Annotated in this window: 16 protein-coding genes, 1 rRNA gene, 1 pseudogene and 1 riboswitch (1 of these 19 only partly in view); of the genes and pseudogenes, 9 read left to right on the top strand and 9 right to left on the bottom strand. The window is 64.3% G+C overall.

Annotated elements, in window-relative coordinates; genetic code table 11:
* The first annotated feature begins 481 nt into the window (after positions 1-481).
* On the top strand, positions 482-2,056 hold the full coding sequence (locus ACVW17_RS03110; protein WP_456796771.1) for a hypothetical protein: 1,575 nt from the start codon (positions 482-484) through the stop codon (positions 2,054-2,056).
* A gap of 39 nt (positions 2,057-2,095) precedes the next feature.
* The gene (locus tag ACVW17_RS03105; RefSeq protein ID WP_456796770.1) at positions 2,096-2,605 is read left to right on the top strand and encodes a hypothetical protein; all 510 of its coding nucleotides are present in this window, start codon (positions 2,096-2,098) and stop codon (positions 2,603-2,605) included.
* Positions 2,606-3,332: 727 nt separating this feature from the next.
* On the opposite strand, the gene ACVW17_RS03100 is transcribed toward ACVW17_RS03105, so the two are convergent.
* The 3 genes from ACVW17_RS03100 to ACVW17_RS03090 all read right to left on the bottom strand — a co-directional run bounded on the left by ACVW17_RS03100 (position 3,333) and on the right by ACVW17_RS03090 (position 6,303).
* On the bottom strand, positions 3,333-4,265 hold the full coding sequence (locus ACVW17_RS03100) for a prephenate/arogenate dehydrogenase family protein (RefSeq protein WP_456750408.1): 933 nt from the start codon (positions 4,263-4,265) through the stop codon (positions 3,333-3,335).
* A gap of 4 nt (positions 4,266-4,269) precedes the next feature.
* Positions 4,270-5,367: a histidinol-phosphate transaminase gene (gene hisC, locus ACVW17_RS03095; protein ID WP_456750407.1), complete on the bottom strand. Its 1,098-nt coding sequence runs from the start codon at positions 5,365-5,367 to the stop codon at positions 4,270-4,272.
* An 87-nt stretch (positions 5,368-5,454) separates the two neighbouring features.
* A complete protein-coding gene (locus ACVW17_RS03090; RefSeq protein WP_456750406.1) occupies positions 5,455-6,303 on the bottom strand; it encodes a chorismate mutase in 849 nt (282 codons plus the stop codon).
* Between the two features lie 186 nt (positions 6,304-6,489).
* Positions 6,490-6,569: riboswitch (SAM riboswitch) on the top strand.
* Positions 6,570-6,655: 86 nt separating this feature from the next.
* Between ACVW17_RS03090 and metX the strand changes: the two genes are divergently transcribed.
* Positions 6,656-7,861 (top strand): homoserine O-acetyltransferase MetX, encoded by a 1,206-nt coding sequence (gene metX, locus ACVW17_RS03085; RefSeq protein ID WP_456750405.1) that lies wholly within the window; start codon positions 6,656-6,658, stop codon positions 7,859-7,861.
* Positions 7,858-8,523 (top strand): methionine biosynthesis protein MetW, encoded by a 666-nt coding sequence (gene metW / locus ACVW17_RS03080; RefSeq protein WP_456750404.1) that lies wholly within the window; start codon positions 7,858-7,860, stop codon positions 8,521-8,523. Before metX ends, metW begins: the two co-directional genes overlap by 4 nt.
* Positions 8,524-8,645: 122 nt before the next feature.
* Here the strand turns inward: metW and ACVW17_RS03075 are convergent.
* A pseudogene (locus ACVW17_RS03075) lies at positions 8,646-9,519 on the bottom strand (alpha/beta fold hydrolase).
* 244 nt (positions 9,520-9,763) lie between these two features.
* On the opposite strand from ACVW17_RS03075, the gene ACVW17_RS03070 reads away from it, so the two are divergent.
* A complete protein-coding gene (locus ACVW17_RS03070) occupies positions 9,764-10,435 on the top strand; it encodes a TIGR02594 family protein (protein WP_456750402.1) in 672 nt (223 codons plus the stop codon).
* An 83-nt stretch (positions 10,436-10,518) separates the two neighbouring features.
* On the opposite strand, the gene ACVW17_RS03065 is transcribed toward ACVW17_RS03070, so the two are convergent.
* The 3 genes from ACVW17_RS03065 to ACVW17_RS03055 form a co-directional block, all read right to left on the bottom strand.
* A complete protein-coding gene (locus tag ACVW17_RS03065) occupies positions 10,519-11,439 on the bottom strand; it encodes a YARHG domain-containing protein (protein ID WP_456796769.1) in 921 nt (306 codons plus the stop codon).
* A 145-nt stretch (positions 11,440-11,584) separates the two neighbouring features.
* Positions 11,585-12,367 (bottom strand): MOSC domain-containing protein, encoded by a 783-nt coding sequence (locus tag ACVW17_RS03060; protein WP_456750400.1) that lies wholly within the window; start codon positions 12,365-12,367, stop codon positions 11,585-11,587.
* Positions 12,368-12,423: 56 nt separating this feature from the next.
* Entirely contained in the window at positions 12,424-12,939 is a 516-nt protein-coding gene (locus ACVW17_RS03055; RefSeq protein ID WP_456750399.1) for an N-acetyltransferase family protein, read from the bottom strand.
* Between the two features lie 56 nt (positions 12,940-12,995).
* Here ACVW17_RS03055 and ACVW17_RS03050 point away from each other — a divergent pair, with 56 nt between their 5' ends.
* The 3 genes from ACVW17_RS03050 (at position 12,996) to ACVW17_RS03040 (ending at position 16,662) form a co-directional block, all read left to right on the top strand.
* Positions 12,996-13,559, top strand: coding sequence for a helix-turn-helix domain-containing protein (locus tag ACVW17_RS03050; protein WP_456750398.1), 564 nt, complete (start codon positions 12,996-12,998; stop codon positions 13,557-13,559).
* Positions 13,560-13,750: 191 nt separating this feature from the next.
* A complete protein-coding gene (clpB, locus tag ACVW17_RS03045) occupies positions 13,751-16,402 on the top strand; it encodes an ATP-dependent chaperone ClpB (protein ID WP_456750397.1) in 2,652 nt (883 codons plus the stop codon).
* Positions 16,403-16,500: 98 nt separating this feature from the next.
* Positions 16,501-16,662, top strand: coding sequence for a hypothetical protein (locus tag ACVW17_RS03040; RefSeq protein WP_456750396.1), 162 nt, complete (start codon positions 16,501-16,503; stop codon positions 16,660-16,662).
* Between the two features lie 7 nt (positions 16,663-16,669).
* Here ACVW17_RS03040 and ACVW17_RS03035 read toward each other — a convergent pair whose 3' ends face one another.
* The gene (locus ACVW17_RS03035) at positions 16,670-16,927 is read right to left on the bottom strand and encodes a hypothetical protein (RefSeq protein WP_456750395.1); all 258 of its coding nucleotides are present in this window, start codon (positions 16,925-16,927) and stop codon (positions 16,670-16,672) included.
* 107 nt (positions 16,928-17,034) lie between these two features.
* Complete coding sequence (locus ACVW17_RS03030) at positions 17,035-19,056, bottom strand: M23 family metallopeptidase (protein ID WP_456750394.1); 2,022 nt, start codon at positions 19,054-19,056, stop codon at positions 17,035-17,037.
* Between the two features lie 1,051 nt (positions 19,057-20,107).
* Between ACVW17_RS03030 and ACVW17_RS03025 the strand changes: the two genes are divergently transcribed.
* A 16S ribosomal RNA gene (locus tag ACVW17_RS03025) occupies positions 20,108-21,304 on the top strand (it continues 293 nt past the right edge of the window).

Raw genomic sequence — 21,304 nt, 5'->3', positions numbered from 1 at the left:
AATCCTGCAAAAACTCGCGCATAGCGCGAGAAAAACTCACGCGAAGGCGCGGCGTGTTGTAGGGCGGGTTAGTCTTACTGCGTCACGAGTCTGTCTCCGTCGTCATTGCGAGGAGCGATAGCGACGAAGCAATCCATCCAACCGCATTTGCGGACAGATGGATTGCTTCGCTTCGCTCGCAATGACGGCTGGATTCGTTTGCAGCCTCACAGGACTGGCGGAAAAGACGTTTGTGACGCAGTAGCTTTAGGCGAAGCCGTAACCCGCCATCGATCGGTGCCGGCTGCGCGGCGGATTACGCTGACGCTAATCCGCCCTACTATTCATTATTCCCTCGCGCGCGATATCGTCCGTCGCGCCAAACTATTCCCGCGGTCGCGATGAGAAAAACGTGACCGGAACATTGCGGCCGACTGCGAATATCGTTCCCCGAGTGCCGCTCTCTCTCGCCTGAGGAAACAAACTCGTGTGGAGGGATGCGATGCGAATTCTCGGGGGGATTTTGCTCGGCAGCATGCTGCTGTCGGCAGGTCCGGCTTTGGCGGAGGACGATGCGTCCGAGCTGAAGGCGTTGAAGGCACGTCTCAGGCAGCTTGAGCAGAGGATGGAGGTGCAGGCACGCAAGGAGGAGGCGCTGGCGGCAAGGCAGAGCGCGATGCGCAACACGCAGATGGCGGCGAAGGCGCCGGTGCCGTTCGATCCCTGCGCCTCGGGCAAGCTCTGCTACAAGGGCGTCACCTTCACCTTCGGCGGCTGGGTCGATCTCACCGGCATCTATCGCACCCGCAACCTCGCCTCCGATTCGGGCTCGATCTACAACTTCATTCCGTTCCCGCAGAGCAAGAACTTCAACACCGGCGAGTCGCGCTTCACCGCGCGCCAGACCCGCTTCTCGGTGCTCGCCGAAGCCAATGCCACGGAGACCATCCACGTCGCCGGCTATGGCGAGCTCGATTTCGAGGGCGCGGCGCAGACCGCGAATTCGGTCGCGACCAACTCGTTCAACCCGCGGCTGCGGCAGGCCAGCATCGAGATCGACCGCAGCGATCTCGGCGTGCACGTGCTCGCCGGCCAGTCCTGGTCGCTGAACACGCCGAGCAAGGCGGGCATCGATCCGCGTGTGGCCGATACGCCGGGCGTGATCGATTTCGAGCTGGTGCCGGGCTTCCTCGGTGCGCGGCAGCCCGGCGTCCGGGTCTGGCAGGATATCGGGCCCGAGTTCAAGCTCGCGGTCTCGGCCGAAAACCCGCAGACCTCGTTCTTCGGCGGCAATACGCCGCTGGTCGGCACGCCCGCAGTCGGGCCGCAGGGCGTCCTCAATCCGAACCTGCTGGTGAACCTGACCGGTCCGGGCGGCAGCTTCTTCAACAGCCTGAACAATGTCAGCCTCAACCACGTGCCCGATGTCACCGTGAAGGGAGCGTGGGATCCGCGGCTCGGGCCGTACAAGGTGCATGTTGAGGCATGGGCGCTGTATCGCGACTTCTACGATCGCTTCAACTTCGCCAATCACGACGTCAACACGGTGAGTTTCGGCGGCCATCTCTCGGCCGAGATCGTGCCGAAGACGCTGGAAGTGCAGGCCTCGGCATCTTACGGCGCGCTCGGCCGCTTCACGGCGACGCCGTTCCCCGATGCGACGGTGCGCCAGGATGGCTCGATCCAGCCGTTGCCGATCACGGCCTTCCTGGTCGGCTCGGTCTGGCATACGACGCCGGAACTCGATCTTTACGCCTATGCTGGGCTGGAGAAGACCAAGGCGACCTTCTCCAATGTCGGCACGGTGCCGTTCGGCTATGGCAATCCGCTCTACAACAATCTCGGCTGCAACATCGAGAACTCGCCGGCGGCGACCTGCAACGGCAACACGTCGGAGGTCAGGCAGTATACCGTCGGCTTCTACGACACGATCTTCAAGGGCGCCTACGGCACCATCAAGGCAGGCGCGCAATATTCCTACACCCAGCGCTTTGCCTTCGAGGGCGTCGGCGGCGCGCCGAGGACGGGCGATCACATCATCATGTCGCAGCTCCGCTACTACCCGTTCTCGCCGTAGGAGCGGAGTGAGGAACGCAGAGCCGGAAGGAGGCCGCACATGAGGATCGTGACCAGACCGAAGGGCAGGGCCGTGATCGCCCGCGAGCTGATGATGATCAGCCGCGTCGCGCATGTGTTGCAGCGGACCGGGCTGGCGATGGCCGGTGCCATGGGCGGCACCTTCGTGGCCGCCCAGCTCGCGAAGGGTCACGTCGCCTTCTTCGGTACGCTGGCCTTCATCGCGACCACGATCGTGATCGGTGCTGTCGGCTTCTATCTCGGCATCGACATTCCGAAGCCGGCGATGCGCGTGACGGGCCGCATCGATGCCGTCGAGCTGATGAGCGCGGCCGGCATCTTCCTCGCCGCACTGGCCGCGCTGGTGTCGGTCTACGGCATCGTGTTCGACGAGATCCCGCCGCGGGCCTGGGAGTTCGTGATCGGCGCATGGTGGTTCGGCGGCATCGTCATGCTGGCAATCGCCGGCCTGGTCGGCCGTCAGCGGCTGACACAGAAGGTTGTGGCGATATTGGCGGGGCCGATCAGGGATCAGCGGATGCGTCGGTGACGGTCGCGAGCCCAGAGCCGTTCCGATTTTCAGAATTTAACTTGACAAGCCACCCAACTCAGATGTTCAATAGGCGCATCTCACCCGATCGAGGGGCGCTGCGCATCGTCAGGAGTGTTGCGGTGAGATGCGGTGGACGCTGCTTGCGCACTGACGACGTGCACAATGCGGCGGACGGCGAAGTCGTGCAGACCTGACGCCCTAGCGGCAGGTGTCTCCCGCGAGATGCGACAGCGTTTCGCGGCGACGGTGACAAACAAGCCCAGTCTCACCGGGGCGAGCACGTATAAGCCGTAAAACCATCGCGCAGGGAAAGCCGGGATGTTCCCGGTTACACCTGTGGTCCTACCTCCCGCGTTTTTCATTACGCGGGACCCATGGGTGCGATCGGCACCCGGCTTTCCCTGCGCCCTCTGCTTTCAGGGCGGCGAAAACGACATGCAAAAGCTCGGACGATTCATGTCGCGAGAACGCGAAGCTGCGTCCCACCCACACCTGTCATCGCTCGGCTCGCCGCCTCCGCTGAAGCTTCGGCGAGCCCAAGACCGCAAGCCCCGTCGAAGCCTTTGGCGTAGACGGGACCGGGCGATCCAGTACGCCGCGGCCTCTCGGCTCAAGCACAACCGTCTCTGGAATACTGGATCACCCGCTTTCGCGGGTGATGACATCGCGTTGTTTGGTTGCGGCTTTCGCCAGGACGACACAGGAGAAAGCTGCGCGCTCGATCCTACTTCTTCAAATTCGCATGCGGGCGGCCGAAGTCGGGCGCGGCGGAATCCTGGCCGGTCTCGACGATGCCGCGGCGGATGGCGCGGGTGCGGGTGAAGTGGTCGAACAGCGCGTCGCCGTCGCCGCGGCGGATCGCGCGGGTCAGCTTCGACAGGTCCTCGGTGAAGGTGCCGAGCATCTCGAGCACGGCGTCCTTGTTGGCGAGGAACACGTCGCGCCACATCGTGGGATCGGACGCCGCGATGCGGGTGAAGTCGCGGAAGCCGCCGGCGGAGAATTTGATGACCTCGGATTCCGTCACCTGCGCCAGCTCGTCGGCGGTGCCGACGATGGTGTAGGCGATCAGATGCGGCAGATGGCTGGTGATCGCGAGCACGAGATCATGATGATCTGGCGTCATGATCTCGACCTTGGCGCCGAGCCCGGCCCAGAACGCGCGCAGCCGGTCGGTCGCGGCGGGATCGGTGCCGTTGGGCGGCGTCAGGATGCACCAGCGGTTGATGAAGAGCTCGGCGAAGCCGGAATCCGGACCCGAATGCTCGGTGCCGGCCACCGGATGCGCCGGCACGAAGTGCACGGTGTCAGGTAGATGCGGCGCCATGTCCTTGACCACGGCGCCCTTCACCGAGCCGACGTCGGAGATGATGGCGCCCGGCTTCAGGTGCGCCGCGATCTCGGCCGCTACCGCGCCGCAGGCGCCGACCGGGATGCAGAGGATGACGAGATCGGCGTCCTTCACCGCCTCGATATTGGTCGCGACGACGCGATCGACGATCCCGAGCTCGGCGACGCGCGCACGCGTCTTCTCCGAGCGCGCGGTGGTGACGATCTCGCCGACCAGGCCCTGCGCGCGGGCGCCGCGCGCGATCGAGCCGCCGATCAGGCCGAAGCCGATCAGCGCGATGCGGTTGAAGAGCGGAGCGGTGGTCACGATGTCACTTTCCAGCCAGGAAGTCGCGCAGCCCCTCGACCACGAGGCGGTTGGCTTCCTCGGTGCCAATGGTCATGCGCAGCGCATGCGGCAGCTTGTAATTGTTGAGCGCGCGCAGCACGAGGCCGCGCCGCGTGAGATAGGCGTCGGCTTCGGCCGCGGTCTTGCCCTGGTCGGTCGGGAAGTGGATCAGCACGAAATTGGCGACGCTCGGCGTCACCTTCAGTCCGAGCTTGCCGATCTCCTCGGTCAGCCAGTTGCGCCATTGTTCGGTGTGGGTCCGCGACATCTGCACATGCGCGCTATCCTCGATCGCCGCCACCGCCGCCAGCATCGCAGGCGTGGTGACATTGAACGGGCCGCGGATCCGGTTGCAGGCATCGACGATATGCGCCGGCCCGAACATCCAGCCGACCCGCAGCGCGGCAAGGCCGTGGATCTTCGAGAAGGTGTGCGTCACCACGGTGTTGTCGGTGGTCGCGACCAGCTCGATGCCAAGCTCGTAGTCGTTGCGCGAGACATAGTCGGCATAAGCCGCGTCGAGCACCAGCAGCACATGCGAGGGCAGCGCGGCGCGCAGCCGCTTGACCTCGTCGAACGGGATATAGGTGCCGGTCGGGTTGTTCGGGTTGGCGAGCCAGACCAGCTTCGTGCGCGGCGTCACCACCTTGAGGATGGCGTCGACATCGGCGGTGAAGTTGCTCTCGGCCGCGATTACGTTCTTGGCGCCGTTCGCCATGGTGGCGATCGGGTAGACCAGGAAGCCATGGGTGGTCGAGATCGCCTCGTCGCCGGGCGCCAGATAGGTGTGCGCCAGCAGATTGAGGATCTCGTCGGAGCCGGCGCCGCAGATGATGCGGTCGGGATCGAGCCCATAGGCGCGGCCGATCGCCTCGCGCAGCACCCGCGAGGTGCCCTCCGGATAATCCTCGAGATGGTCAGCCGCCGCCTTGTAGGCCGCGATCGCCTTCGGCGACGGCCCGAACGGGGTCTCGTTAGCGGACAGCTTGAACACCTTGCGGCCCGGTTCCGGCACCGGGCTCTTGCCGGGCGTATAGGGCGCAATATCGAGGATGCCGGGGTTCGGCACGGGGCGGGACATCATCAACTCCGAACAGAGCGTTTTCCAGCGAAGTGGATACCGGTTCGCGTCAAGAAAACGCGTCAAAACAAAAATCTATACGGGCGGCTAGCTCTTTGGCGACCCGTTGGAGGGCACCGTATAGCGCGTTGCGTGGCTGCCGACGAGGGCCGAGGAGCGCACCGAGGCGCCGGCCTCGATCAAAGCGAGCTTGATCTTCTCGAAATCATGGCCGGCGACCGAGACCAGCAGCGCCGCGCCGTCAAAAGCGGTGTCGGGCACTGCGACGATCTCGGCGAGCGGGGCGAGCGCGCGGGCGGTATCGGCATTCCAGCCGGATACCCGCACGCTCCACATCTGGACCTCCGTCACCATCGCATCGTCGGCGACGCGGGAGACCAGGAATACCGGCAGCGCGGCGGGATGGTCGGCGCGCTCCAGGAACGGCAGCCGCGCGATGATCTTCGGCGCGCCCTCGGCCTCCAGCGCATTCCACCACGGCGTGCGGCTTGCGATCGCGGAGACCAGCGCGAGGTCGCCCTTCGATTTCGCCACCGCCTCGACCGCGGCCTGCGCGCTGAAATGCGAGACGTAGGGCACCACGAAGCCGAAGTGAAACCGCGCCGAGTCGCGCATCGCGGACTCGCCCACCGACACGTCGGCATGCACCGCGAACGGTGCTTGCACATAGGTGAAGGTCGAGATGATGACGCGCCAGATGCCCTCGATGGTGTCGAGGGGCAGGATGCCGCGATGGCGCTGCACCAGTTCGCGCATCATGCTGGCCTCGCGCGCCGGGCGGAACGCCGAGCCGACCTCCTGGGTCTTCTTGACCTGGATCAGGCGGTCGATGATGTCGCCGCGCGCCATCAGCAGGCGGTGGACCTGCGCGTCGATCGCGTCGATCTCCTTGCGCAGCTCCTGCAGCGAGGGCGGCGACGGGGGTGGGTTGGACATGCTCTCAAACCTTGTCGTCAGGGCGGCCCGTTGCCGCCTCGGACAGGGCCCCTGATTAGGAAAGACGGCCGCCGAAAGCAAAGAGAAACGTCGCAGGCGTGCCTTGCGCATTCGGTTAACCATCGGCGCCCGATGGGGGGACGCTCGCCGGCCGCCTTGACGGCGGGGGGCCTGAGGACTAGGTTCGCTGCACTCCGTGGTCATTTGAGCCGGCCGGCTTGCAGCCACGTTAAACAACTCGCTAAACAGGCCGGGGACAGATCAGCTCCCGGCCGAACCTATGTTCAGGCCGGGTTTTTTATTGGCCTGATTTCTGTTCGAGCCCTCCCGCGCGGGAGGCAGGGTCGCTGAGATGAGCAACGTGCGTCCGATACCGAGCCCGCAAACCCAGAGCGATGATCGCGCCCATGAGGCCGATCATCCGTCGTCATTGGTGGCAAAGTTCGGCATGGACCAGCCGCTGAGGCTCGATTGCGGCGTCGATCTTGCGCCGTTCCAGATCGCCTATCAGACCTACGGCGAGCTCAATGCCGACAGGACCAACGCGATCCTGGTCTGCCACGCACTGACCGGCGATCAGCACGTCAACAACACCCATCCGGTCACCGGCAAGCCCGGCTGGTGGGAAACCATGGTCGGTACCGGCAGGCCGATCGATCCCGACAAGTACTTCATCATCTGCTCCAACGTGATCGGCGGCTGCATGGGCTCGACCGGCCCTGCCTCGCTGAACCCGGCGACCGGCAAGGTGTGGGGGCTGGATTTCCCGATCATCACGATCCCCGACATGGTGCGCGCGCAGGCGATGCTGATCGATCGCCTCGGCATCGCGACGCTGTTCTGCGTGGTCGGCGGCTCGATGGGCGGCATGCAGGTGCTGCAATGGACGGCGGCCTATCCGGAGCGCGTGTTCGCGACGCTGGCGATCGCCTGCTCGACGCGGCATTCGGCGCAGAACATCGCGTTCCACGAGCTCGGCCGCCAGGCCGTGATGGCCGATCCGGACTGGCGCGGCGGCCGCTATGTCGACGAGGACACCCATCCGCATCGCGGGCTCGCGGTGGCGCGGATGGCCGCGCACATCACCTATCTGTCGGATGCCGCGCTGCACCGCAAGTTCGGGCGGCGGATGCAGGACCGCGAGCTGCCGACCTTCTCGTTCGATGCGGATTTCCAGGTCGAGAGCTATCTGCGCTACCAGGGCTCGTCCTTTGTCGAGCGCTTCGACGCCAACTCCTATCTCTATCTGACCCGCGCGATGGACTATTTCGACATCGCCGCCGACCATAACGGCGTGCTGGCGAAGGCGTTCGCCGGCATCAAGACCCGGTTCTGCGTGGTGTCGTTCACCAGCGACTGGCTGTTCCCGACCTCGGAGTCGCGCGCGCTGGTGCATGCGCTGAATGCGTCGAGCGCGCGGGTGTCGTTCGCCGAGATCGAGACCGACAAGGGGCACGACGCCTTCCTGCTCGACGTGCCCGAATTCCTCGACATCTCCCGCGCCTTCCTGCTGTCCGCAGGCAAGGCGCGCGGATTGAAGGACGGCGGCCAGTCATGAGCATGCAGCAGACACTGCCCTTGCCGGGCGTCGCGCCGGAGCGCACCGGCGGCTATCGCAGGGATCATCTTCTGGTCGCCGAGATGGTGCGGCCGGGCTCGCGGGTGCTCGACGTCGGCTGCGGCGATGGCGAGCTGTTGCAGCTGCTGGAAAGCCGCGGCATCGACGGTCGCGGCATCGAGCTGTCGCGCGAGGGCGTCAATGGCTGCGTCGCCAAGGGGCTCGCAGTGGTGCAGGGCGACGCCGACACCGACCTCGTCAACTACCCCGACGATGCGTTCGACTACGTGATCCTGTCGCAGACCTTGCAGGCGACGCGGCAGCCCAAGGCGGTGCTGGAGAACCTGCTTCGGATCGGCCAGCGCGCCATCGTCTCGTTCCCGAATTTCGGGTTCTGGAAGATGCGGCTGCAACTGCTGATCGGCGGCCACATGCCGCGCACCGAGAATCTGCCGGCAAGCTGGTACGACACGTCAAACATCCATTTTTGCACCATCAAGGATTTCGTGCAGCTCTGCGAAGAGATCAACGTCAAGATGGAGCGCGCGGTGGCGCTCGATCTCTACGGCCGCCCGGTGCCGCTCAACCTGCCGTGGTGGGTGTGGAACATGTTCGGCGAGCAGGGCGTGTTCCTGCTCAGCAGGGGCGGGCAGGGGAAATGACGCCTGCGTCACTTTCGTCATTCCGGGGCGATGCGCAGCATCGAACCCGGAATCCATTCATCCATGGAGTCTGCGGCCTAATGGACTCCGGGTTCACGCTTCGCGTGAACCGGAATGACGGCTCAAACCGGCGCCGCCACCAGCGACCTCGGATCGCGCACCGGCCAGCGGCCGGCCTCGACCAGCGCGATGAAGCGCTCCACCATCTCGTTGAACAGCGCCGGCTCCTCGAGATTGAGCACATGGCCCGACTTCGGGAACAACGACAGCCGCGGCGGCCGGCAGATGCCGCTTCAGGAACAGGCTCGGCGCGATGCAATTGTCGTCCTCGTCGCCGCACAGGATCAACGCCGGCGTCGCCGCGCGCCTGATGGCGTCGGTCATGGTGTAGATCGAGGGCCTCGCGCCCTGAAAGCTGCGCATCGTATTGGCCGAGCCCTTGGCGTCGTGGCGGGCGAGCGCGGCGTAGAAGTCGGCATGGCCGCGCGGGTCCTTCACCAGGAACGGGATCCGGCTCGGCGCCTCGCGCGTCACCTTGGCGACCTCGGCCGAGCCGATCGCCTCATATTGCTCGGCATTGGCGCGGCACTGCGCGCGGAAGGCATCGAGGGTCTCGAGCGGCGAGCCGGAGCCGACCGCGGCGAGCGTCATCGACAGCGCGCGCTCCGGCGCGTTGAGGGCGACTTGCAGCGACGAATAGGAGCCCATCGACAGGCCGATGAAGTGCGCACTTGCGATGCCGAGATGATCAAGCACCGCAAGCGCGTCGGTGTAGAAGTGCTTGTAGGTGTAGACCTCGGCACTCGCCGGCACGTCGGACGGCGTGTAGCCGCGCGCGGAATACGCGATGCAGCGGTGGCCGCGCGAGAAGTAGCGCATCTGCGGCTCCCAATTGGTGTGATCGGCTGCGAACTCGTGCAGGAAGATGATCGGGGAGCCGTGTCCTGCGTCCTCGAAATAGAGGCGGACATGATCTTTCGTGGTGGCGTAGGGCATTGGAATTCTCCTCTCGTTGGCCGGCCCCAGATTTGCAATTAATTTCCGCGGCTGCAATGCGGCAGTTCCGACTATTTTCGTCATGGAATTTGCCCGGAATGACCCAGAAATCGTTTCCGCAGCGCCGCATCAAATCTTCCTCTCGCCACATCCGGATTTTCAAAACCATCGCCGCGTTTTCCAGGGGAACTGCAAGGGGAACGCGACGGGGAGTTGGGGGGCGTTGCAGAGGATCTCGAGAAGTATGGTTCAGTTGCTTGCGTATCGCCGGTCGCTTCGTGTTTTGGCGCTGGCTCTGTGTTCGCTCACTCTTGCCGTGATCTTCGCCGCTCCGGCATCCGCCCGTCCGCATCATTCGCGTCACGCGCATTCGGCCCATGCCGGCCATCACGCGCGCTACGCTGGTCATCAGCACTATCGGCACGGAGTGCGGCTGTCGCGCGCCGAGCGCCGCGAACGGCAGATGCAGCCGGATGATTTCGCCGAGGCCAATGCGGCGGTGTTGCCGGGCAACGCCGAAGCCGTGCCCAACACCGGCGGCGTGAGCATGGCGGGCGGCTTCGGCTCGTCCGGCATCGTCGCCGCGGCGCGCCGCTATCTCGGCGGCGGCAACCCGACCGGCCGCTCCAGCCTGTGGTGCGCGCGCTTCATGAACATGGTGCTGCAGCAGACCGGTCACCGCGGCACCGGCTCCGACATGGCGAGCTCGTTCGCCAAATACGGTACGCGCGTCTCCGGACCGCAGGTCGGCGCCATCGCCGTGATGGGCCGCCGCGGCGGCGGCCATGTCGGCATCATCACCGGGGTCGACGCCAAGGGCAATCCGATCATGATCTCGGGCAACACCAGCCATCGCGTCCGCGAGCTGCCGGTCTCGCGCGGCCGGATCTACGCCTATGTGATGCCGACGAACTGAGGCAGGATCATCTAGCTCTCCCCGGGGGATGTGGGAGAGGTGGCTATTCGCGGCACGAGGTCAGCCGGCGCTGCCGGCCGGCTTCACTTCTCGTGCTCCTTGGCCTCGATCGTGTCGACGTTGGTGGCCTCGAGGTTGCTCAAGGGGACTTCGACCGCGGCGGGTTGATACCAGGCGAATTGCGAGAAGTAGTTCGCAAGCACCTGATCCTTGAAGAACCGGCCATGCCGCGCGAAGATCTCGTTCCGCGCGACGCGCAGCTCGATCGCCGACATGTCCTTGAGATCGGCGTCGGTGAGAAATCGCCGATCGGAATCAGGGAAGAGGAAGCCGTCATGCGCCTTGGCGCGCTGCGTGACCGAGGCCGGCACGGCGGGCGGCGTCGTGCGCCCCACGGTGGCCTGATCGTCCTGTCCGCCCGACGTCACCACCGTATGCTCGAACGCGGGCCCGACGGTCCAGATCGCCAGCGCCAACGCCGCGGCGGCGACGCCTGCGCCGTACGTCCAGTAGCGCCTGATCGGCGAAACCTCGCGCAGTGGCGATTGTCCGGCCTCGCTCAGGACCTCGTTGATCGTGTCGATCAGGCGGGTCATGTGCATGCGGAAATCCTGACCGGAGTCGACCCGGGCCGCGTTGCAGAAGTGCAGAAAGCGAAGCGATTCCGGCAGTTCGGCTGCCTCCGGCATCGTTGCGCCGTTCACCAGCAGCGGCAGCAGCGTCTTGTTGTGCTTCAGCGCCGTCTCGATCTCGAAGCGCACGGAATCATTGGGATCCTCCAGGCGCGTAGGCTTCCCGTCATCGCTCTTGCCGGTCCAGTGCGGGCCGATCACGGCGATGACGATGTCGCAGGCAATGATCGCCTTGGCGATCCGGTCGACGAAGTTGGCGCCGGTGCGAATGCTGTTGACGTCGAAGAAGACGGACTTCTCGCCGTACTTCTCGATCAGATGGTCTGCGATGCGGCCCGCTGTGTCCTGATCGACCCGCCGGTACGAAACCATGATCATGCTCATGGCAACCCCGTGCAATCAATTTCGACAAATTTTGCTGCAATTCAAAATGTCGGGTGAAGTCTATTTCACGCAACCGAACATTGCAATGGATGCGCGTCTATGCGTGTTCAAGGAATACGGAGCGGACCGTGACCTACTGCGGTTCCGCAGCAATGGTGTCGCCGACCGCCGCGCCGCCGTCGCTGATGATCTCGGCGTAGATGCCGCATTCATTGTTGCCGAAGCGCTGCATCAGCGTGTTCGGGACCGAGAGATCGCGCGCGCCGGTATCGGGATCGACATTGACCGCGGCACAGCGTGTGATCCGCTTCACAACTTTTGCCCGTGCACTGCCGATCGCAATGGTCTGGTCGAGCAGGCTCGCCTCATGCCAGGCCGGCCAGCCCTCGACATAGAGATTGGCGCGGAAGCGCAGCGGATGCACCGGCGCGTGCACCATCTCTTCGATCGCCCGCAGGCTCGCCAGGTTGATGATCGAGACCACCTTGCGCGGCACGTCGGAGAAGCTGTGGCCCGGGCTGACCAGCACCTTCGGCGGTCCCTTGATCTGGCCGGCATGACCGTCGGCGAAATAGCGCTCGATCGCCGCACGGCCGGCTTCCGTCTCGAGGTCGCCCTGGGCCAGCATCGCGCCGTCCCGGCGCAGCGTCAGCACGTGGCTGTCATCGTCGAAATGGGCGCGCAGCGGCGCCAGCCACTCGTCCCGTTGCAGCATCAGGAAATGCGGCTTCGCCAGCCATGTCGGCGCCGACGGATCGAACCCGCTCGGGCCGTTCTCGATCGCGTAGCGGCGATCCGAGCGCAGCGTCTCGCCGACCCTGAGCTCTGCACGGGGCAGGGCCTCGGGCGTCAGACCCTTCACGGGGTAGCGGTAGATGCCGGTGATCCGGGCGGAGGAGGTGAGCGTCGTGTCCATCCGTCCGCTCTAGCCTGTTTGGCGGGCGGGGAGAACTGCCGGGAGCGGTGAGGCAGCTAGTCGGGCCGCGCCGCGCCTGGCATGTCCAGCACGCGCTGCATGAACACGAGTTCGAGCCAGCGGCCGAACTTGCGTCCGACCTCCGGCATCCTTGCGACCTCGACGAAGCCCAGCTGCGCGTGCAGCCTGAGCGAGGCGGGATTGCCGCCGTCGATGCCGGCGATCATGACATGCTTGCCGAGCGCGGTGGCTGCGGCGATCAGCTCGTCGACGATGAGGCGGCCGAGCCCGCGGCCGCGATGGTCGGCATGGATATAGACGCTGTGCTCCACGCTGTAGCGGTATCCCGGGAAGGTCCGGAAGTCGCCGAACGCGCCATACCCAAGCACCACAGGCCCCTCGGCCGCGACCAGCACCGGGTAGCCCAGCGCCAGCCGGGCCTTCATCCAGGCCAGCCGCTCGGCCTCGGAATCCTGCTTCTCCGTCCAGATCGCGTTCGAGTTGACGACCGCCTCATTGAAGATCGCGGTGATCGCAGGGATGTCCTGCTCCGTGGCGGGGCGGATAATCATTGGTCTTCCTCGACAAGCCGCTTGAATGGACCCCATCGTCTACTATATAAGACGGTATGTCAATTATAGAGGACAAGGCCGATGAGGCTCTCGGGCGGCGGGTTCGTGCCGAACGGGAGGGGCGCGGCTGGTCGCTGGCGGAACTCGCCGGGCGGGCCGGTGTGTCCAAGGCCATGCTGAGCAAGATCGAGCGTGCGGAGGCCAGCCCGACGGCGGCGACGCTATCGCGGATCGCCACGGCCTATGGCCTGACCATGGCCGCGCTGTTCGAGATTGCCTCAGCCGGTTCCCGTTTGCAGCGGGCGAAGGATCAGCCGGTGTGGCGCGATCCCAAGGCGGCTTATCTGCGGCGGCAGGTGTTCCTGCATCCGGCCAACCCGCTGGAGCTGGTTGAGATCGAGCTGCCCGCCCAGCAGGAAGCCGGCTTCCCCGCCAGCGCCTATCACCTGGTCCGCCAGGTGGTTTGGGTGATCAGCGGCCGCCTCACCTTGATGGAGGGGGCGGAGCGCCATGAGCTCGCGGCGGGTGACCGCGTCGAGCTCGGGCCGCCGTCGGACATCGTCTTCCGTAACGAAACTGCTCAGCCTTGCCGCTACCTTGTCGCCATCGTGCGGCGCTGAGATCGAGCAGGCGAAATCGCAGACTGTGGCTCTTCCGTTTTGGAACCAAGTGCCCACATCTGCGGCAAGCCTGAAAAATGATGGCGACGACCAGAGGCTGGTTGAGGAACGTCAACGCGGCCCGCGGAAACCCAATGAAGATGCCGGAACCATGCCTCAATGGGTGGTGACGGCAGGCCGAGGGAAAACGAATGAACATTGAGAAGTACACCGAGCGCGCGCGCGGATTCATCCAGTCTGCCCAATCGCTCGCAATGCGCGACGGTCACCAGCAGTTCTCACCGCTGCATCTGTTGAAGGTGCTGCTGGACGACAATGAGGGGCTCGCCGGCGGTCTGATCGACCGTGCTGGCGGCAATTCCAGGGCGATCCTGAAATCGACTGAAGAGGCACTGAACAAGCTGCCGAAGGTCTCGGGCAACGGTGCCGGACAGATCTACCTGTCGCCGGAGCTGGCGCGCGCCTTCGATGCGGCGGAAAAGGCCGCCGACAAGGCCGGCGACAGCTTTGTCACGGTCGAGCGGCTGCTGCTCGGGCTCACGCTCGAGAAGGGCAGCGAGGCTGCGAATATCCTGAGCAAGGGTGGCGTCACGGCGCAGAACCTGAACGCGGCGATCGAAGCGCTGCGCAAGGGCCGCACCGCCGATAGCGCGACCGCCGAGAATGCGTATGACGCGCTGAAGAAATATGCCCGCGACCTCACCCAGGCTGCGCGCGACGGCAAGCTCGATCCCGTGATCGGCCGCGACGAGGAGATCCGCCGCACCATCCAGGTGCTGTCGCGGCGGACCAAGAACAATCCCGTCCTGATCGGCGAGCCCGGCGTCGGCAAGACCGCGATCGTCGAGGGCCTGGCGCTGCGCATCCTCAACGGCGACGTGCCGGAGAGCCTGAAGGACAAGAAGCTGCTGTCGCTCGACATGGGCGCTTTGATCGCCGGCGCGAAATATCGCGGCGAGTTCGAGGAGCGGCTGAAATCCGTGCTGCAGGAGGTCTCGACCGCCGAGGGCGGCATCATCCTGTTCATCGACGAGATGCACACGCTGATCGGTGCCGGCAAGACCGACGGCGCGATGGATGCGTCCAACCTGTTGAAGCCGGCGCTCGCGCGCGGTGAGCTGCACTGTATCGGTGCGACCACGCTCGACGAGTACCGCAAGCATGTCGAGAAGGATGCCGCGCTGGCCCGCCGGTTCCAGCCGATCTATGTCAGCGAGCCGACGGTCGAGGACACCATCTCGATCCTGCGCGGCCTGAAGGACAAGTACGAGCAGCATCACGGCGTGCGCATCACCGACTCGGCGCTGGTGGCCGCGACCACGCTGTCGAACCGCTACATCACCGACCGCTTCCTGCCCGACAAGGCCATCGACCTGATGGATGAGGCGGCGGCGCGGCTGAAGATGCAGGTCGATTCCAAGCCTGAGGAGCTCGATTCGCTGGATCGCGACATCATCCGGCTGAAGATCGAGCAGGAGGCGCTGAAGAAGGAGAGCGATGCCGGCTCGAAGAGCCGCTTGCAGACGCTGGAGAAGGAGCTCGCCGGCCTCGAGGAGCGGTCGACCGCTTTGACGGCGCGCTGGAGCGCGGAGAAGAACAAGCTCTCCAACGCCCAGAAGCTGAAGAGCGAACTCGATGCGCTCCGCGTCGAATTGGCCAATGCGCAGCGGCGCGGCGAATTCCAGAAGGCGGGCGAGCTGGCCTATGGCCGGATCCCCGAGCTGGAACGGAAGCTCGCCGATATCGAGGCAGCCGAAAGCAGCAAGCCGAGCGGCGGCGAGATGATGGAGGAGGCGGTCACCGCCAACCACATCGCGCAGGTCGTCTCGCGCTGGACCGGCGTGCCGGTCGACAAGATGCTCGAGGGCGAAAAGGACAAGCTCCTGAAAATGGAGGATGCGCTCGCCAAGCGCGTCGTCGGCCAGGCCGAAGCCGTGCGCGCGGTAGCAACCGCGGTGCGCCGTGCCCGCGCCGGCCTGCAGGATCCGAACCGGCCGACCGGCTCGTTCATGTTCCTGGGGCCGACCGGCGTCGGCAAGACCGAGCTGACCAAGGCGCTCGCCGCTGACTTGTTCAACGACGAGACCGCGATGGTCCGCCTCGACATGTCGGAGTTCATGGAGAAGCACTCGGTCTCGCGGCTGATCGGCGCGCCTCCCGGCTATGTCGGCTACGACGAGGGTGGTGCATTGACCGAAGCCGTGCGGCGCCGGCCCTACCAGGTCGTGCTGTTCGACGAGATCGAGAAGGCGCATCCCGACGTCTTCAACGTGCTGTTGCAGGTGCTCGATGACGGCCGCCTGACCGATGGTCAGGGCCGCACCGTCGATTTCCGCAACACGCTGATCATCATGACCTCGAACCTCGGTTCGGAATTCCTGGTGAATCAACCGGAAGGCGAGGACACTGCTGAGGTCCGCGATCAGGTGATGGGCGTCGTGCGGGCGCATTTCAGGCCGGAATTCCTGAACCGCATCGACGAGATCATCCTGTTCCACCGGCTGCAGCGCACCGAGATGGGCCGCATCGTCGAGATCCAGTTCGCGCGGCTCACCAAGCTGCTCGAGGATCGCAAGATCGAGCTGACGCTCGACGCCAAGGCGCGGGACTGGCTCGCGGAGAAGGGCTGGGATCCGGCTTACGGCGCCCGTCCGTTGAAGCGGGTGATCCAGCGCAACGTGCAGGATCCGCTGGCCGAGATGATCCTCGCCGGCGAGGTCAAGGACGGCGATCGCGTGCTGATCTCGGTGAAGGGCCACGTGCTGACCTTCAACGGTCAGGTCTCCAAAACCGCAGAGATCGTGCAGTTCGACGCCCCGGTCTCGAAGCGCAAGCTGAACTGAGCATTTCAGTCACGAAACTGGATGCGGCCTGGCGACGGGCCGCATCCGCGGGCATTCGACAGCCGCCGCGACGGGGTTCCTGTCGGGCAGCCTGATTCTTGGGGCCGGATTTCGGCCGGAGGGGCGAATTCGCGGTCTGGGGCAGCACGATCAACAGCACCCATGCCACGATCAACATGCTGCTGCCGCTCGCGGCCGTCGCGTTCGGGCTGACCGCGATCGGAATCGTCTTCCTGATCTGCGCGAGCCTTGCACCGTAAAGCACCGTCACTCCTGCGGGACGATCGGCGGTGAGGGGTCGTCATCCTCGACGGGCTCCAGCTCGGAGAGGATATCGACCAGCTCGCGCGCGCGGCCCGTGGCCAGCGGCCTGCCCTCATTGATCAGCGGTTCGTCATTGGCGAGCCAGGCCTTTGCCTCGGCAAGCTCGGCGGGGGTCGCTCCGGACGCGATGATTCTCGCGATCGTGACGTCGTCGGCGTTGCCGACGGCTTTCAGCACGTCATCACGGGTGAGGCTGGCCATGCGCTCCTCCTCCTCTGCAAGGGGGATTTTGAAGGGGGCCTTGGCCGGGACAAGCCGAATCGGCGGCGGATCGTTCCGTCCGGAACGGCCCGAAGCAGGTTCCGCCGTCAGCGGTTGGTGGTGGAGCGGGTCTGCGACGTCGAGCTCGTGGCATCCGAGACGATGCGCGAGCTGCCGCGGCTGGACATCTGGGCTTCGATCTTGTCGCGGGCCTGTTCGAAGCTCGCCAGCATCGGGCCTTCGAGCGAACGGCCGCGCGGCAGTTTCACGCGCATCGGGTCGACGAAGCGGCCGTTGACCAGGATTTCGTAATGGACGTGCGGTCCGGTCGACTGGCCGGTCGAGCCGACGAAGCCGATCACCTGGCCCTGCCGCACCTTCTTGCCGATCTCCATGCCCTTGGCGAAGGCCGACATGTGGCCGTAGGCCGTCTCGTAGCCATTGGCATGCTTCATGCGGATATATTTGCCGTAACCGCCCTCGTATCCGACTTTCTCGAGCACGCCGTTGCCGGAGGCGAAGATCGGCGTGCCGTAGGCGGTGGCCCAGTCGACGCCGGTGTGCATCTTCACATAGCCGAGGATCGGGTGGCGGCGGCCGCCGAAGCCCGAACGCATGATCGCGTTGTTGACCGGCTTGCGCACCAGGAACTTCTTCGCGCTCTTGCCGGTCTCGTCATAGTAGTCGACGAGGCCGTCGTCCGAGCTCTGGAAGCGGTAGTATTTCTTGGTTTCGCCGCCAACCGTCAGCGCGGCGTAGAGCACTTCGGTCTTTTCAGTGCTGGTGACGCCTTCGTCCTCGCCGGCAAAGAACACGTCGAAGGAATCTCCGGGCTGCACCTTGCGCTGGAAGTCGACGTCGTAGGAGTAGATCTTGACCATGTCCTCGATGACGCTCGGCGGCACCTTGTTGCGCAGCGCGGTCTCGTAAATGCTCTGATAGAGCCGCACGCCGCTGCCATCATCCTCGTCATCGTCGCTGGAATTGTCGGCGGTGTCGGTCGTGGTGTTCATGCTCTGCACGTCGACGGCGACGTATTTGCCGAGATCGGACAGTGCGGCGACGGCTTCGACCACGGAATCGTTGGCGACGACGACGCGATAGGGCTGCAGCCTGACATTCGGTCCGGGAGCTGCCGGCGCCATCAGGATCCGCACCTTCTGGCCTTCCTTCAGGCCGCCGTCGCGGCCGCGCGGGCCGAGCGTTGCGGCAATCGCCTTCGCCTCGTCTGATGTCGCGCCCTGATCGCGCAGGATCGAGGTGATGCTGTCGCCCTTCTTGACGACATGGACCCGTTCACCGACCGGATTGCCGCCGGTGACCTGCTCCTTGGTCTTCGGCAGCAGGGTGACATTTTCCGGCACCACGCGGGTCTCGAAGCCGGCATAGGGATCGGAGGTGTTGCCCTCGGCGGCGTAAGCCATCCGCATGTCGGGCCCGGCGCCGCTTGCGTCGGCCGTGGCGTTGGCCAGCGAGGCGTAGCGCACTGAACTGCCGGAGCCGCGCCAATTGGCGGCGTCGCGCACCCGCATCAGGATGTCGTCGAGCCCGACGCCGGCGGCGAGCTTGGCCTTCGGCAGCACCGATCCGAGATCCCTGGTGACGAAAGAGACCTCGGCGTCCGGCTCGGCGGCATCGGCCGCATTCGGATCCTCGGCCGCCGTCGGCGTGTCGGAGCCGACATCGGTCAACAGTCGCTGTGCATTGAACGGCGGTATCTTGGACGACAGATCGCTCGTGGTCATCGAGAGATTGCCGGAAATCCGGATGAAGGGCCGCACCCGCATCACGTCGCGATTGCCGACACGGGTCACGGTCGAGACGCGCACCAGGCTGCGCGAGGCGGAGGATTCGCTCGGCGGCGGCAGGCGGTCACCCTTGTGCAGGCTGACGACGCGATCGGTGCCGGTGAAGGCGCCGCGCAGCGCGCCTTCGACGCGCTCCGGCACCTTGGCGAAGGTCATCTCGCCGTCGAGCGACGCAAAAACGGCGCCGCCGATCAGGGCCGCGCCACAGAGTCCGGTGAGAATGGTGCCGCTGAACCATTGTACGGAGACACGGCGGCGATCGATCACCGCGGCCTCGGTGCCGTCGACCGAAAGCGGCGGTTCGTGACCGAGATCGATCATCCCGGTCTCGCGCCCAATGCCGCTTCCGCGTGACGCCCGTTGGCTCAACCCTGCATCCCCCCAAATTCCAGCAACTGCGATCGTCCTCTGCTCGTCCTCATCTCCACCTTGATCCTCCGAGGAGGAATCCCGGCAGCGTGGCGAGCCACACGCATCGATGTCGAAGAGACGAAGGCCATTCGCCGGCCGCACGCTCGAACATCAATGGTGTGCAGATCTCTCGATATTGCTCGGCCGCGTAGGAAAGAGGCGACTGGTTCTCGAAGAAATCGCCTGGTCCCCAGAAAAACCCCCCGTGCCCCCACAGGTTACGAGCGGCTCAGTGCATCTCTTATAGCCAGAACGTCGCAGGATTGTGGCTCAAGTGCGGCATTTAAGGTGGAAAAGTTTCCTGAGACGGGCCGGTGCCACAGCCCCACCTGGAGCGGCTTGGAACCCGTTCCGACGGGCCTGACGGGCTCCCCGGGGACAAACTTTTTTTGAAGTTTTTTACCAAGCGGGTTCGGTGGCGAATTTTTACCGCCGACCTAAGCCACGGAAAGCACGAGAATTTCTTCGCGCTGCACAACGGATTTGGGCGTGCGACGATTTGTTGACAATGGGCGTTGACAATCCGGAGGGGTGGGGACTATAAACCAACCACTGAGCGCGGCGCCGCCGGGTCACTGACCAAGGCGAGCGAACGCGCCTCTGATGCTCCTCACTTAGATGAGTGACACAACAGCCGACAACAATCGGTTGAGGTTCACTGTCTGCCGGTGAAGGGTAGAACCACCCTCTAAGGGTGTGGGGTCATCTGATCCCGGGCTGTTTGACAAGTGAAGATGAAGAAAGAGAAACGTGGACGGCGGAGTCCTTGCGTCTCTCGGGATACTCGAAAGCTTCGGCTTTTGACTTCTGAGAGTGGACGAAAGACTTCGGCGGTACACGTTTAAAGGTTACACCATCGCTGCCAACGATGTGAATCGCGGGCGGCTCGTTGACTTCGGTCGACGAAGAATGGTGGGACCTCGTCAAACGTTGTGATCAGCCGGTTCAAAGGTTTCAAGTCCAACTTGAGAGTTTGATCCTGGCTCAGAGCGAACGCTGGCGGCAGGCTTAACACATGCAAGTCGAGCGGGCATAGCAATATGTCAGCGGCAGACGGGTGAGTAACGCGTGGGAACGTACCTTTTGGTTCGGAACAACTGAGGGAAACTTCAGCTAATACCGGATAAGCCCTTACGGGGAAAGATTTATCGCCGAAAGATCGGCCCGCGTCTGATTAGCTAGTTGGTGAGGTAATGGCTCACCAAGGCGACGATCAGTAGCTGGTCTGAGAGGATGATCAGCCACATTGGGACTGAGACACGGCCCAAACTCCTACGGGAGGCAGCAGTGGGGAATATTGGACAATGGGCGCAAGCCTGATCCAGCCATGCCGCGTGAGTGATGAAGGCCCTAGGGTTGTAAAGCTCTTTTGTGCGGGAAGATAATGACGGTACCGCAAGAATAAGCCCCGGCTAACTTCGTGCCAGCAGCCGCGGTAATACGAAGGGGGCTAGCGTTGCTCGGAATCACTGGGCGTAAAGGGTGCGTAGGCGGGTCTTTAAGTCAGGGGTGAAATCCTGGAGCTCAACTCCAGAACTGCCTTTGATACTGAAGATCTTGAGTTCGGGAGAGGTGAGTGGAACTGCGAGTGTAGAGGTGAAATTCGTAGATATTCGCAAGAACACCAGTGGCGAAGGCGGCTCACTGGGCCCGATACTGACGCTGAGGCACGAAAGCGTGGGGAGCAAACAGGATTAGATACCCTGGTAGTCCACGCCGTAAACGATGAATGCCAGCCGTTAGTGGGTTTACTCACTAGTGGCGCAGCTAACGCTTTAAGCATTCCGCCTGGGGAGTACGGTCGCAAGATTAAAACTCAAAGGAATTGACGGGGGCCCGCACAAGCGGTGGAGCATGTGGTTTAATTCGACGCAACGCGCAGAACCTTACCAGCCCTTGACATCCCGGTCGCGGACTCCAGAGACGGAGTTCTTCAGTTCGGCTGGACCGGAGACAGGTGCTGCATGGCTGTCGTCAGCTCGTGTCGTGAGATGTTGGGTTAAGTCCCGCAACGAGCGCAACCCCCGTCCTTAGTTGCTACCATTTAGTTGAGCACTCTAAGGAGACTGCCGGTGATAAGCCGCGAGGAAGGTGGGGATGACGTCAAGTCCTCATGGCCCTTACGGGCTGGGCTACACACGTGCTACAATGGCGGTGA

Source organism: Bradyrhizobium sp. USDA 4473, assembly GCF_054063335.1.
Note: the sequence above shows the minus strand (reverse complement) of the source record. Positions and strands in the feature narration are given on the sequence as shown.